13 protein-coding genes are annotated in these 12,950 nt (G+C 61.6%); all 13 read right to left on the bottom strand.

The window, feature by feature from the left end; translation table 11 throughout:
* Positions 1 to 105: 105 nt before the first annotated feature.
* Entirely contained in the window at positions 106 to 1,143 is a 1,038-nt protein-coding gene (locus tag ACMAUO_RS16025) for a protein-glutamate methylesterase/protein-glutamine glutaminase (RefSeq protein WP_420357927.1), read from the bottom strand.
* Between the two features lie 3 nt (positions 1,144 to 1,146).
* The gene (locus ACMAUO_RS16020) at positions 1,147 to 1,989 is read right to left on the bottom strand and encodes a CheR family methyltransferase (protein ID WP_420357926.1); all 843 of its coding nucleotides are present in this window, start codon (positions 1,987 to 1,989) and stop codon (positions 1,147 to 1,149) included.
* Positions 1,986 to 2,549, bottom strand: a complete 564-nt coding sequence (locus ACMAUO_RS16015; protein ID WP_420357925.1) for a chemotaxis protein CheW — start codon at positions 2,547 to 2,549, stop codon at positions 1,986 to 1,988. Before ACMAUO_RS16015 ends, ACMAUO_RS16020 begins: the two co-directional genes overlap by 4 nt.
* Positions 2,497 to 4,752, bottom strand: a complete 2,256-nt coding sequence (locus ACMAUO_RS16010) for a chemotaxis protein CheA (RefSeq protein WP_420357924.1) — start codon at positions 4,750 to 4,752, stop codon at positions 2,497 to 2,499. The genes ACMAUO_RS16015 and ACMAUO_RS16010 overlap by 53 nt, the downstream gene beginning before the upstream one ends.
* Before the next feature lie 28 nt (positions 4,753 to 4,780).
* Positions 4,781 to 5,164 carry a response regulator gene (locus ACMAUO_RS16005; protein WP_420357923.1) on the bottom strand — a complete coding sequence of 128 codons (384 nt, stop codon included), beginning with the start codon at positions 5,162 to 5,164 and terminating at the stop codon, positions 4,781 to 4,783.
* Entirely contained in the window at positions 5,161 to 5,460 is a 300-nt protein-coding gene (locus ACMAUO_RS16000; protein ID WP_420357922.1) for an STAS domain-containing protein, read from the bottom strand. Before ACMAUO_RS16000 ends, ACMAUO_RS16005 begins: the two co-directional genes overlap by 4 nt.
* Positions 5,460 to 6,962 (bottom strand): methyl-accepting chemotaxis protein, encoded by a 1,503-nt coding sequence (locus tag ACMAUO_RS15995; protein WP_420357921.1) that lies wholly within the window; start codon positions 6,960 to 6,962, stop codon positions 5,460 to 5,462. Before ACMAUO_RS15995 ends, ACMAUO_RS16000 begins: the two co-directional genes overlap by 1 nt.
* A 584-nt stretch (positions 6,963 to 7,546) precedes the next feature.
* Positions 7,547 to 8,254 carry a flagellar type III secretion system pore protein FliP gene (gene fliP, locus ACMAUO_RS15990; protein ID WP_420358299.1) on the bottom strand — a complete coding sequence of 236 codons (708 nt, stop codon included), beginning with the start codon at positions 8,252 to 8,254 and terminating at the stop codon, positions 7,547 to 7,549.
* Positions 8,255 to 8,454: 200 nt separating this feature from the next.
* A complete protein-coding gene (locus ACMAUO_RS15985) occupies positions 8,455 to 8,832 on the bottom strand; it encodes a hypothetical protein (RefSeq protein ID WP_420357920.1) in 378 nt (125 codons plus the stop codon).
* A gap of 10 nt (positions 8,833 to 8,842) precedes the next feature.
* Positions 8,843 to 9,214: a flagellar motor switch protein FliN gene (fliN, locus tag ACMAUO_RS15980; protein WP_420357919.1), complete on the bottom strand. Its 372-nt coding sequence runs from the start codon at positions 9,212 to 9,214 to the stop codon at positions 8,843 to 8,845.
* 17 nt (positions 9,215 to 9,231) lie between these two features.
* A complete protein-coding gene (locus ACMAUO_RS15975) occupies positions 9,232 to 9,951 on the bottom strand; it encodes a FliH/SctL family protein (protein ID WP_420357918.1) in 720 nt (239 codons plus the stop codon).
* 35 nt (positions 9,952 to 9,986) lie between these two features.
* A complete protein-coding gene (gene fliG, locus ACMAUO_RS15970) occupies positions 9,987 to 11,006 on the bottom strand; it encodes a flagellar motor switch protein FliG (protein WP_420358298.1) in 1,020 nt (339 codons plus the stop codon).
* Positions 11,007 to 11,034: 28 nt separating this feature from the next.
* Positions 11,035 to 12,639, bottom strand: a complete 1,605-nt coding sequence (gene fliF, locus ACMAUO_RS15965) for a flagellar basal-body MS-ring/collar protein FliF (RefSeq protein WP_420358297.1) — start codon at positions 12,637 to 12,639, stop codon at positions 11,035 to 11,037.
* Between the last annotated feature and the right edge of the window lie 311 nt (positions 12,640 to 12,950).

The following is a 12,950-nucleotide window of genomic DNA, read 5'->3' as shown; positions in this document are numbered from 1 at the left end:
TTTTCCTCCTCTTTCCCTTTCAGGTCTGGCTGGGGCGCCGGTATCAGTCGTCGTGCATCGTAGGCGCATGGCTGCAATGCACGATCGCGCGTCGTTCGGCTTGTATCAGCGTATCTGGGCGTTCATGGCGGCAGCACTGATCTGACCAAGGGGGACGATCTGGGAGGCTGCGCCGAGTTCGGCGGCAACCCGCGGCATTCCATAGACGACGGAAGACGCCTTGTCTTGCGCAATTGTCCAGGCTCCGGCCCGGTGCATTGCAAGCATGCCTTCGGCGCCATCCTGCCCCATTCCGGTCAGGATGATGCCCAGGGCATGATTGCCCGCGGACTCGGCGACGGAGTCGAACAGGACGTCGACGGACGGGCAATGCCCATTGACCGGAGCGGCTTTCAGCAGGCGTGTGACATAGTGGCCGTCCCGTCGTTCCACGGCCGTATGCCGATCGCCGCCCGGGGCGATCCGGACGGTGCCGGGCAGCAGGGTCTCGCCATTCCTGGCTTCGCTGATGGAAAGGGCTTCGATCTTCTGGTTCAGCCTGTTGGCGAAACTCGCCGTGAACAGGGCTGGCATGTGCTGGCAGATGACGATGGGTGGGCTCTGGCGCGGAAAACCCGACAACACCTGTTCCAGTGCTTCCACGCCGCCCGTCGATGCGCCGATCGCAACCAGCTTGAAATCATGGGCCCATGATTTCTGGTGTTGCTGTACGGAGCCTGGCTCGTTGCGCTGAAATTTTGCGACTGGGGAATGGGCGGCCTGCCGGACGAGACGGGCCAGGCCGGCAAACGCATCGCCGCCCGGCGTCACGGAAGAGGGTTTCGGAAAGCAGTCGAACGCGCCCATTTGGAGCGCCGTGATCGCGATATCCGCGCCCCGGGCCGTAAGGCCGGACACCATGACGACGGGAATCGGGCGCAGCCTCATGATCTTGTCGAGAAACTGCAGGCCGTTCATGCTCGGCATCTCGACATCGAGCGTGATGACGTCCGGCTGATCCTTGATGATCAGATCCCGGGCTTCGATCGGGTTTGCGGCTTCGCCGCAGATGACGATGTCGGGATGCTGCTCGAAAGAGCGCCGAATCAATGCCCTTGCTGTTCGTGAATCGTCAACCACGAGAACCTTTATCGGCTTCTCCACGCTTTACTGGCCCTTTCGGTAAATGGTGGGAGCGACCTGTATCAGACCGCATTGGCTTGCACACGATACGCGCTCGGAATGGCCGACATACAGAAAGCCATCAGGTTCGAGCTTGTTCGCCAGGCGCTGCCACAGATGTTCGCGGGTGGTGTCATCGAAATAGATGACGACGTTCCGGCAGAAAATGGCTGAAAAAGACCCCTGGATCGGCCAGGACGCATTGAGATTGAGGACACGGAACGCGGGCAGGTGGCGGATCGGGCCTTCAAACCGATAATCGCCGTTGCCGACAGGCTCCATGAACTGCGATTTCCTGGCCGGCGGAATGCCTTCGATTTCCTCGGCGTTGTAGGTACCTTCGGTGGCCTGGGCGACGACATTGGCGTTGATATCGGTCGCAAGGATGCGAAAATCGTGCGAGGTCGCGTCGGGAAACGCCGTCATGACGGACATGGCGATGCTCCAGGGTTCCTGGCCCGTGGAACAGGCGGCCGACCATAGCCGCCCGCGTTTTCCGGCCCGAACGCGAGCGGCCATCTGCGGGATCACGACGGATTCGAGATGATCGAAGTGGTTCTTTTCCCGGAAGAAACTCGTGACGTTGGTGGTCAGGGCATAGATCAGGTTCTGCATTTCGTTCTGACCGGCGGGCGTCGTTACGAAATTCAGATAGGCCTGGAACGAACTCTGGTTCAGTTCCCGCACCCTGCGGGAAACCCGCGAATACACGAGAGCTTTCTTGGTGGCGGGAAGATGGATACCGGCCTGTTCACGCGCGATTTGCCGGACTCTCTGGAAATCGGCGTCGGTATAGTCGGACTCGCTGACCGGGAGCAGGTCTTTCATTCGGAAACCGTGTCCGTGACCAGTTGTCCGACGACGGTCTCCAGCCGGAGGAGGCCGATCATCCGGTTGTCGACCAGGACCAGGCCGCCCAGACAACTGCCTTCTTCGGACACGGCCTGGACATCGTTCAGATTGATATCGGCCATGTCGATAACGCGATCCACCAGGAGCCCGCAGACGACGCCATTCTTCGATTCGACGATGACCACGACGCGGCGCGGGTTGTCGGTCTGCGGCGGAACATTCAGATAAACGGCGAGATTGATCACCGTCAGGATGATCCCGCGCAGGTTGATGGCCCCGCAGACATAGGGAGGGGCAAACGGCAAGGTTGTCGTCTTCTCGAAACCGCGGATCTCGCGAACGCTGAGGATCGGAATGCAATATTCCTGCACGCCGATGGCAAACACGATCATCTTGACGATCTTGGCGTCCGTGGCCTCTTTGAGCTCTGTCTGTTCCGTCATGATCGGTTCCTGCTTAATGTCGATCGCCCGTATGGCCTTGCTAGGCAGCCAGTTCCGCGCGGATGTTTGATGGCTTGCTGTCGATATGTCCAATGGCGGAGGCCACCAGCGCCGAGACGTCGAGGATCAGGGAAACGCTGCCGTCACCGAGAATGGTTGCCGCCGACACGCCGAATATCTGCCGGTAATTGCTCTCGATGCTCTTGATGACGACCTGGGTCTGGTCCCGGATTTCGTCGACGATGAGGGCGGCTCGGGCGCCGGATTCGTTCTCGACGACGAGGATGACCGAGGCATCGAGGCTATCTGGAGGCGGGGCATCGGACAGTTTCAGGACCGTGGCCAGGGGAATCAGCGGCATGCAGTCGCCACGGATGGAAATCACATTGCTGCCGTCGGGAAGGGCGTAGACATCGTTCTGGTTGACGATCATGGTTTCGATGACCGACGAAATCGGAATGACCATGGTCGATCCGCCAGCGGCGATCAGCATGCCATCCAGAATGGCCAATGTCAGAGGCAGGCTGAAACCGAATGTGGTTCCCTTGCCGGGTATGCTGCTGATCGTGATCCTGCCGCCCAGGCTTTGAATGGCCTGCTTGACGACGTCCATGCCCACGCCGCGGCCGGAGAGGTTGGAAACCTGCGCCGCCGTCGAGAAACCCGGCATGAAGATCAGGTTGTTGACCTCGTCGTCCGACAGGACCGCATCTGGCTGGATAATGCCCCGCTTGACGGCCGTCTCGAAGACGCGCTGACGGTTGATGCCGGCACCGTCGTCCTTGATGGTGATCAGGATCCGGCCGGAACGATGTTCGGCGGACAGCACGATGTGGCCTTCTGCCGGCTTGCCAGCGGCGATGCGGGCTTCCGTGCTTTCGATGCCGTGATCCACCGCGTTCCGCAGCATGTGGGTCAATGGATCGGTCAGCTTTTCGACCAGTGTCCGGTCGACTTCCGTATCCTCGCCCTCGAGCGTCAGCACGATCTCCTTGTGGGTCATGGAGGACGCTTCGCGCACCACGCGCTGCATGCGCTGGAAGACGGCGCGGACGGGCTGGGCCCTGACCGCCATGACCGCGTCCTGGATATCGCGCGTCAGCGACTGCATGCTGCTGATGCTCTGGACCAGTTCGTGCTGTCCCGCCGCATCGGTTCGGCGGGAGAGGGATTCGATCGCCGCCTGCGCAATCACCAGTTCGCCGACCAGATCCATCAGGTCGTCGATGCGGTGCAGGTCGACGCGGATCGATGCCTGCTCGGGCTTGCGGACGGCGGTGGCCGGTGGCGACGCGGGAACGCCGGCATGTAGATCCGGCGCTGCCGGAGCTGGTGGGGAGGCGAGCGTGTGGACCGGATGCGGCACTGCAGGCGGGGGCGCGGGGGGCGGCGCTACCTGGTCTTCCACGGGCGGGATGACGGCCGCCGCCTCGGCCGTTTCCGGCTGTTCTACCGCCGGCTCTGGGGATGCCTCGGCCTCGGTTCCTTCACGGACGATCGAAAAATCGCAATCTTCGCTGACCCAGTCGAAGACCGAATTGGCGCTATCCTCGGAAACCGCGGCCGGCAGGACGATATGCCAGGAGAGGTATGATTTGTCAGGCAGCAGATCGGCGAGAGGAGGTAACGCCGAACGATCGCAGGTGACCAGGACCTCTCCGTCGCATTCACGAGCGAGATCGGCCAGGCCGATCAGGATGTTCCTTGCGTCATCTCCGCGCTCGTACAGTGCGTCATGAGGCCGAAAGGTCACGATCAGTGATGCGGCGGCCGGGGCGGCTTCCGCTTCGCCAAAGTCGAAATCGAAGGGAACTGGTTCGAAATCCGCCGGAACGGGCTCGAAATCCATGGGGACAGGGGAAAAATCCGCTGGAATGACGTCTTCGGTCGTAGCTGCCGGCGAGGCGCCCTGGTTGCTGCCGGTGCCGTTGATGTCGGCCAGCTCGGCTTGGCTCTCGGCAACGCGCGCCGGGTCGACCGTGGCTCCGCCACGGGCCTCGTTGACCAGATCGCTCAGGACATCCATGGCCTTGAGGAAGACCTTGACGACATCATGCGTTGGCGCGAAACGCCCCGAGCGCAGGCCATCGAGGGAATTTTCGAAGACATGGGCGAACCGGACCAGGTTATCCAGTCCGAAAGACGCGGCTCCGCCCTTGATCGAATGGACGGCACGAAAGACGGCATTGACGGTCTCATGTTCGGATTCGCCATCCGACAATGCGGAGAGCCCGCGTTCGAGCTCCTGTAGCTGCTCGTCACATTCCTGGAAGAAAATCTGGAGGATATCATCCATATCGGAACTCATGCCGTCCCCGCTTTCTTCAGGCTGTTACCCGACGGATTGCCGCGACCAGGCTGTCGGAGCTGAAGGGTTTGATGATCCATCCCGTCGCGCCGGCTGCCCTGGCCCTGGCCTTCTTTTCCGGATCGCTTTCGGTGGTCAGAACGATAATGGGCAGATGTTTGAAGGCCGGCATCTTTCGAACGGCCTCAATCACACCGAAGCCATCCATGCGCGGCATGTTGATGTCCGTAATGATCAGGTTGGGCGGGGGATCGGCGCTTTCCAGGACTTCAAGGCCTTCGACGCCGTCCCCTCCCTGAATGACATCGTACCCGGCTTCTTCCAACGCCTTGCGCAGCATGCCCTGCATGGTTCGGGAATCATCAATCGTCAGGACACGCAAATTTTTTTTTTCCGTCATGCTGAAAGCTCGCTAGAGGAAGTGGACGGTTCTGACAGGAATTCACTGACCCCGAAAAGGGCGAACGCTTCCCTGACTTTCTCTGACGGCGCGACCAGGGGGCGACCGCTTGCCAGAAGAACCTGAAGACACAGGCCGCCGATATAGGCAACGCCCGAGGCATCCAGAGCGGAATCCGCCGCCTCGGCCTGCTCGACAAGACCCTTGAGCACCTCGACCGTCGCAGTGTCCAGACGTTCTGGCAATGGCACCGGGGCGATGGAGGGCGCAGGGGTCGTCTCGACGTCGGCAGTCATCAGAAATCTTCCCATCCCTGATCGGATGATGTGGTCAGGAGCGCCGTTGCCGAGGGGGGAACATTGACCGAGCGGGTGGGTTTGGGCACAGGGGCTTGCCCTGATGGAAGCGTAGTGGCGCTTTCGTCGAACATGCCATCTCGACGGTCATTGCCGACCTTGAACCGGCTGATGGTCTGGATCAGCGTTCTGGTTTCCGCTGTCAGGTTATGGCTGGCTGCCGTCGTTTCCTCGACCATTGCGGCGTTTTGCTGCGTCACCTGGTCCATGTCGCCGATCGCCGCAGTGACTTCGGACAGGCGTTGGGCCTGATCGCGGGTGGAGACGGAAATTTCTTCAACCCGCGTTGAAATATTCTGCGTGCTGCCGGCAAATTCGTTCAGGTAACGGCCGGTCTGCTGGACCAGATCGACACCCTTGTCGACCTGGTCCGCCGAAACGGAAATCAGGCGTTTGATCTCGCTGGCTGATTTGGCCGATTTTTCAGCAAGGGACCTGACTTCCTGTGCGACCACGGCAAAGCCGCGACCGGCGTCACCGGCCCGGGCGGCCTCGACGCCCGCATTCAGGGCCAGCACGTTGGTCTGGAAAGCGATGCCGTCGATAACCGAAATGATCTCGCCGATCGCGTCCGACGATTTCTTGATGCCATCCATCGCCCGCGTCGTTTCGGTCATGACGGCCGTAGCGGATTTCACCTTGTCCAGAGATTGCTTTGCTTCGGAACTGGCCTCGGAACTGGCTTTGGCCGTGCGCTGGACGCCATCGGTAATGGTGCGGACCGAGGCAGCGGCCTGACCGAGATTGGCGGCCTGCTTTTCCGTCCGTTTCGCCAAATCGTCGGATGCGGTCGAGATTTCCGTGGCGCCGGTCGCGATCAATTCGGAATTGCTGGCCACGGCACGCAGTGCGTCGTTCAGGTGCGACGCCGAATTGTTGAACGCATCGCGCAGGGGCGCGAACTCGCCGTTGAAGATATCGGAACTGATCCGGCTCCTCAGGTCGCCACGCGCCATGTCCGCCAGGGCGGCGCCGAGGACGTCGATCACTTCGTGGGTCTGCTTGTCGCGGGTCTGGCTATGTTCGAGGGACTGCTTGATTTCCTGGGCCATGGCGGCCTGGCGGGTCTGTGCCTGCTGCTGTTCCTGCAGGCTGCGCGCGAATTCGACCATCACGCGGGCCATGCGACCGGTGCAATCCCTGTTTTCAAGAAACGGAACATCGCCACGAATGTCTCCGCGGCTAAGCTGCTCGCCCAGGTTGGTGAGGGTTTCGAGCGGCTCGGTTACCACGCGGGTCAGCATGAACCAGATGAGCTGGACGACGACCGCGCCGAAGGCGAGGGCGCACATATTCACGATGAACATATGCTGGATCGGCTCATGGATGAAATATCCGACGGCCTCGATAACGATCTGAAGCAGAAGATAGGCTTCCAGACCCAGCATCACCGTTCTGATCTTGCCCCGGAACGGCGCGTCCCGATACAGCCAATTCAACATGCTGACCTAACTTTCCTTACGCATAGGGCGGGGTGCCATCATGTGGAGCTGCTCGCGCATACGGTCTCGCTTCGGATGGAACGCCGGATCCCGATGGCTTTTCACGGCTTCCTCTTGGCCTGCGCCGAGGATAATGGGCTGATGCCTGTTCTCCAAGGCCCTGTGGGAGGCCTTGTAAACGGGTGGTTTTATTTGAATGTCTGTCGGGCGCGCAGGAGGCGTGGCCGGCCTGCCGACGCCGGGCCGGAAGGCAGGAAGTGGTCCTTGCATAACGGTATTGCTATTGCTCGCCAACTTCGAACGCCTGCATTGCCTGTTGGCCATTCTCGCTTCGCCTGCCGCCGCCGGAACGGGGCGTCATTTCCCGATGAATGGCCGGGAGAAGGCCTCTCATACCCCTGAGATGTCGCTATTGGGCATGACGTAAATCAATTAATAAGTCGTTAAATCTTATTGGGGATCGGGTTGCGCCGATGCCGGTTCGAGCTTCCGGCTGTTCGTCGTGGCGGGCAGGTTTTGCCACCTGTTGGAAAACCGGCACGACGTGAGGCGCATGTCTTTTCCCGTTGCCGGGAGGGTGTGGCTCATCCGCCGAAGCTCCGGACGAGGCCGCCCGCCACCATCTGCCAGCCATCGACCATGACGAAGAAGATGAGCTTGAAAGGCAGTGAGATGGTCGCCGGGGGCAGCATCATCATGCCCAGGCTCATCAGCACGCTCGCCGTGACGATATCAATGACGAGAAACGGAAGATAAAGCAGGAAACCCATTTCGAAGCCGCGGCTGAGTTCACCGATCATGAAGGCCGGCATGATGACCCGCCACGGCGTTTCGGCGGCCGTCTTCGGCGGCGGGAGGTTGGCCAGATGCTGGAAAGTCGCGATGTCGGCCGGTCGCGCGTTGGCTAGCATGAAAGTACGGAAGGGCTCGGCCGCCGCCTTCAGGCCATCGATCTCGCTGACCTGCCCTTCCATCATGGGGACGATTCCATGGTTCCAGGACTGTTCGAGGACCGGCTGCATGACGAAGAAGGTCAGGAACATCGCCAGACCGATCACCACCGTGTTCGGCGGTGTTCCCTGCGCGCCGATGGCGCCGCGAAGAAGCGAGAGGACAATGATGATGCGTGTGAACGCGGTGACCATCACCAGCAGGCTGGGAGCGAAGGACAGCAGGGTGATGAGCGCCGTCAACTGAATGAGGCGGCTTGTCGTGCCTGTGTCTCCGAGCCCCTTGCCGAGATCCAGGGTCAGCGCCTGTGCATGGGCCAGGTCGGGCATGGCGGCCAGCATCGCGAAGGCGAGAATGCCTGTGATGAGGGCCCCGAAGCCGGCAGGACGGTTCGTGGGCAGTGGGGCTGTCAACGCATCGCGCTCCCCTGTTCCTCTCGATCGCGAGGATGGTCCGAATCCGTGTTGCATGAAATTCGGTGCGATTTCATAAAACGCTCTCATGGCCACCGGGCAGGCCCCCGCGTGCTTCGGGAGGCGCGTCATCGGCCGGCATGGATATCCGCCGGCAGGATGGGCGAGGGCGGGGCGGCCGATTGTGAAGTATCCTGCTCGTCCATCCATCCCAGGAACAGGTCATTTCCGCCGCCGGTCAGGATCAGCCCCGTTCTGCTGTTGTATCGTATGATGCTGAGCCGCCGCCGCTGGTCGATCGCCAGGCTTTCGACGATCGCCAGGCTACGGGTCCGGCGTCCTTTCAGCAGGTAGGGCTCAAGATATTTCAGGCCATGGCGGCTGAGGAGAATCAGCGCGATGACGATCACGAACGACGCAAGATAGGCAAGCCATGCGGTGGCGAACGTGCCGGCCCCGTGCGCCAGTGATCCCGTCTGGGGCGTAAGGAGGCCTGTTGCCGACATTCCGCCTCTTTCAACCCTGAGGGGTTGGCGTGGAGGACAGAATTTCCGTCATCGTCACGCCGATATGGTTGTCGTCGACAACCACGACTTCACCGCGCGCGATCAGCCGGTTGTTCGCATAGATATCCACCGCTTCGCCCAGCTTCTTGTTCAGCTCCACGACCGCGCCGCGCCCCAGCCGCAGCAACTGGCTGACGGGCATTGTCGCCGTGCCGATGACGGCCGTGATCCTGACCGGAATGTCGTAGACCGCTTCCATCTGGCTGGCGCCAATGGTCGTTGCGTCCTTGTCGGCCGGTTCCGGCGTGCCGGCGGCCGGCGTTGCCGCCGCTGCGCTGGTGGCGAAATCTTCCAGTCCCATATGTCCAGTATCCGAATTCATGGTTCTCTCCGCCTGGTCTATGCCTTCGGTGTTCGTTGATCCGCGCGCTGTCCGGCCAGGGCCGTGACAGCGGTGACGATCTTTTCCGCAACGGATTTTCGCCACTCTTGCGGATCGATGACAATGCTATTCGCCGCCGAGACGATGCTGATGATGGCGGGTTCGGTATCGGGTACGGTTTCCATCCGGATGCGCGGCTCTGCTCCGGCGACCGATTGCAGGAGGCGGGCGTCGGTCTCCCGACAGCGGATCGTGACGTCGCCTTCGCATTCCATGGCGAAGCACGCCGCATCCGCCACCAGGTCGCGCTCCAGGCCGCCCAGCACCGCGTGATCCAGGGCCGTCAGGCCTCCGACAATCTCCACCACGGCATCTACGAAGGATCGGCTGGCTTCCGCGACAACCTGATGCCGCCGGACGCTCTCGGCCTCGAATGAGGCGGCAAGAGAGGCCAGTTGGGATACGAATTCGTGACGGAGCGCCTCTTCCTTCTCCCTTGCGCCCTGTTCCTGTCCCTCACGGAAGGCTGCGTCGTGCAGGGCGGCGATTTCGTCGCGATGCATCGTGACAAGGTTGGGATCCGGTTCGGGCTCGGCGGCGGAGATTTCGGTGGTTCCGACGCTTGCGGCATCCAGTCCCGGTGCCGCGCCGAAATCTTCCAGATCGAGCAGCAGGTGTGGGATTCGCGTCTCGCTGACCATGCGCGCGCTCTTTGGCCGGGTATCTGTTCCCGCCATGTCAGGCGTGTCCGGCCAGTTGGCGGGAGGGGGCGTCACGGAATGATTTCGTCATTGCCGGCGCTCTCGGTCAGGTCGATTTCGCCGGCATTCGCCAGGTTCTTGATCGTCAGGACGATTTCGGTCTGTGCCGCTTCGACGTCCTTGACGCGCACGGGCCCCAGCGAGGCGACTTCCTCGAGCAGGATGCTGCCGGCGCGCTTGGACATGCATTGCAGGAACAGCTTGCGGATGGTGTCGGACGCGCCCTTCAGGGCCAGCGGCAGCTTTTCACGGTCGATCTCGTTGACGATCCGCATGAGCGATTCACGCGGCAGCCGCTTAATGTCCTCGAACGTGAACATCAGCGCCTTCACTTTTTCCATGTCGTCGTGATTGCGTTTATCCATCGACTCCATGAGGCGTGCCTCGGTCTTGCGGTCGAAATTGTTGAAGACTTCGGCAAGCAGTTCATAGCTGTCCCGCCGGGCCGACCGGCCGAGGGTGGAGATGAATTCGGAACGCAGGGTTGCTTCGACACTGTCCAGAACGTCGCGCTGGACCGTTTCCATATGCAGGATGCGCATCATGACATCGGTCGCGTAATCCTCGGGCAGTAACGAGAGGACGCGCGCGGCGTGGGCGGGCTGAAGGCGGGTGAGAATGACGGCGGCGGTCTGCGGGTACTCGCTGCGCAGGTAGCTGGCCAGCACGGTTTCCTGCACGTTGCCCAGCTTGTCCCACATCGTCCGGCCGGCCGGACCACGGATTTCGTCCATGATCTTTTCGACCTGGTCGGATGGGAGGGCCCGGCGCAGAAATTCCTCGGTGGTTTCGTATGTGCCGACCAACCCCTCCGGCGACTCGAAGTTCTTGGTGAACTCCCGGCAGACGCTCTCGACCGCTTCGGCCCTGACGATGCCGAGGCTGGCCATCGCGACGGAGATGTCGCGGATTTCGTCCTCATGAAGCAGCTTCAGCAGCTTGGCCGCCTTGTCACGCCCAACTGCCAGCATGAGGATGGCGGCTTTCTGTTTGCCGGTCAGGTGGAGCGCCTGGGGCGGTGAAGGGGCCATGAATCCCGGCGTGGCTTCCATCGCGCTGTCACTCACGGTCCCGTCCTTTCTTGATATCCGGCGTGGCGAGCCAGTTGCGGATGATGAAGATGGTCTCGCGAGGGCTCTGCTCTATGCGATCCGACACTTTCGTAAGGGCGGCCATCTGGAGTTTTCCTTCGATCCCCTCGATGGCAACCGTGTCGTCTCCATTGCCTTCGACGGCGGCCAGGGCCGGGCCTGGCTGCCCTGGAATCTGGCCGACGGCGGCGCCGCCGGCGGGAGATGCGCCCGGCAGCGTCTCCAGATGCGTCGTCGGGAGGAGATCCGGCAGAGTCTTGCCGCGCCGCAGAATGGGACGGATCGCCAGGAAGATGGCCCCGACCGCCAGGAGAATGGGAACGACCCACTCGGCGACGTAAATCAGGGTATCGCGTGTGAACAGGCTGGAACGCTCCGCGCCGAAAGCGCCTTCCGGTTCTGCCATGAAGCGCATGGAGACGACATTGACCTCGTCGCCACGGCCCTTGTCATAGCCGACAGCCGTCCTGACCAGGGCCGTCAGTCTTTCGACCTCGGTGGTATCCAGCGGCTTCCAGACGTCGTTGCCGGCCTTGTCCTTGCTGTATGTGCCGTCGACCAGAACGGCCAGACTGATCCTGGCGACACGAGGGCGGGTCTGGCTTATGACCCGGACCCGCTTGCCGATCTCGTAATTGTCGGTCTCTTCCTCGCGGTCATCATTGGAGCCGGTGCGATTGTTCTGGTTCGCATTGGCATTCGGCAGATTGTTCCCCACCGTGGTGTTTGGTGTCGCTTCGGTATTGACGCTTTTGTCGGACGTCGTCTGCTGCGATCTCAGGACCTGCTGATTGGGGTCGTAATTTTCCTCGGTTTCGCGAATTTCGTCGGTATTGATGGTAACGGCCGCGCGCGCGCGGACATGGCCGCTGCCCAGCGTGGGAATCAGGATCTCTTCGGCGGCCTGGGTAAGGCGCTGTTCTTCGGCGTGGCGGAATTTCTCGAGGGAGGTGGCCTGGCCATCCGGGCTGTCGGGATCGCCTGGCTTGGCCAGGACGTCACCGCGCGTATCGACAATCGAGATATTCTGCGGACGCAGGCCGGGCACGGCCGCCGCCACGAGGTTCTGGATGGCCTGGATGCCGTCTGGCGCGATGCGCCCGCCGCGGCCGATATCGAGCACCACGCTGGCCTGGGAGGGGCTGGTCTGGGTCGAGAACAGGTCGCGGTGGGGAAGGACGAGATGAACCCGGACGTTTCGCACCCCCTGCAGGAGACGAATGGACCGCTCCAGTTCGCCTTCCATGGCCCGGGTTTCGTTGATTGTCTGCTCGAACTGCGTGCTGGTGAGTGTGGCGCTCTTGTCGAACAGTTCGTATCCGACGCTTCCGCCGCTTGGCAGGCCATCCTTGGCCAGCAGCAGGCGCGCGCTGGCGACCTGATCCTGTGGCACGTAGATGCTGGTGCCGTCGTTGCTCGTGCGGTTGGGAATATGTGCCTTGGTCAGGTCTTCGACCATATGGGCGGCCTCATTGAGGTCGACGCCACCATACAGAAGGGCCATTGACTGGCCGCCGCCCCGGAAGGCGAAGAGACCGATTGCCGCAAGGAGGACTGCTGCGGCAGCCCCCATCACCATCAATCGCGTACGCCCGAGCCCCTTAAGGCCAGCCAAAAAATTCTGCATAAGAAAACCGCTACGTTGATACAGTGCCGGGCCGGGAACTCATGGTATCCCCAGGGAGTTTGATCATTCGAAATCTCTGCAGTTCGCATTGCCACCGCGCTGTCAGGCGCATCAACGCGATCCGGAAGCACTGTGCCGCCATCATAGCGCAGCCGGTCTTCTCAGGAAGGGAGAAACGCCAATTCATGACGAAAACCCGAAAAAAACCGGATTCCGTCATGCGGCGATTGGAAGGCGGGTTGCCTTCGGGGCTCCTG

It is taken from the genome of Gluconacetobacter brunescens (genome assembly GCF_048695475.1).
In the GTDB taxonomy this organism is placed as follows: Bacteria; Pseudomonadota; Alphaproteobacteria; order Acetobacterales; family Acetobacteraceae; genus Gluconacetobacter.
The sequence above is the reverse complement of the archived record's forward strand: the minus strand, read 5'-3'. Positions and strand labels throughout refer to the sequence as shown.

Bases quoted from the DNA above. Each gene is read 5' to 3' on its own strand.
- ACMAUO_RS16005 (WP_420357923.1), bottom strand. From the start codon at position 5,164: ATGACGGAAAAAAAAAATTTGCGTGTCCTGACGATTGATGATTCCCGA.
- ACMAUO_RS15975 (WP_420357918.1), bottom strand. From the start codon at position 9,951: ATGGCGGGAACAGATACCCGGCCAAAGAGCGCGCGCATGGTCAGCGAG.
- fliN (WP_420357919.1), bottom strand. From the start codon at position 9,214: ATGAATTCGGATACTGGACATATGGGACTGGAAGATTTCGCCACCAGC.
- ACMAUO_RS16020 (WP_420357926.1), bottom strand. From the start codon at position 1,989: ATGAAAGACCTGCTCCCGGTCAGCGAGTCCGACTATACCGACGCCGAT.
- fliP (WP_420358299.1), bottom strand. From the start codon at position 8,254: ATGCTGGCCGCCATGCCCGACCTGGCCCATGCACAGGCGCTGACCCTG.
- ACMAUO_RS15985 (WP_420357920.1), bottom strand. From the start codon at position 8,832: ATGTCGGCAACAGGCCTCCTTACGCCCCAGACGGGATCACTGGCGCAC.
- ACMAUO_RS16010 (WP_420357924.1), bottom strand. From the start codon at position 4,752: ATGGATGATATCCTCCAGATTTTCTTCCAGGAATGTGACGAGCAGCTA.
- ACMAUO_RS15995 (WP_420357921.1), bottom strand. From the start codon at position 6,962: ATGTTGAATTGGCTGTATCGGGACGCGCCGTTCCGGGGCAAGATCAGA.
- fliF (WP_420358297.1), bottom strand. From the start codon at position 12,639: ATGGGGGCTGCCGCAGCAGTCCTCCTTGCGGCAATCGGTCTCTTCGCC.
- fliG (WP_420358298.1), bottom strand. From the start codon at position 11,006: ATGGCCCCTTCACCGCCCCAGGCGCTCCACCTGACCGGCAAACAGAAA.
- ACMAUO_RS16000 (WP_420357922.1), bottom strand. From the start codon at position 5,460: ATGACTGCCGACGTCGAGACGACCCCTGCGCCCTCCATCGCCCCGGTG.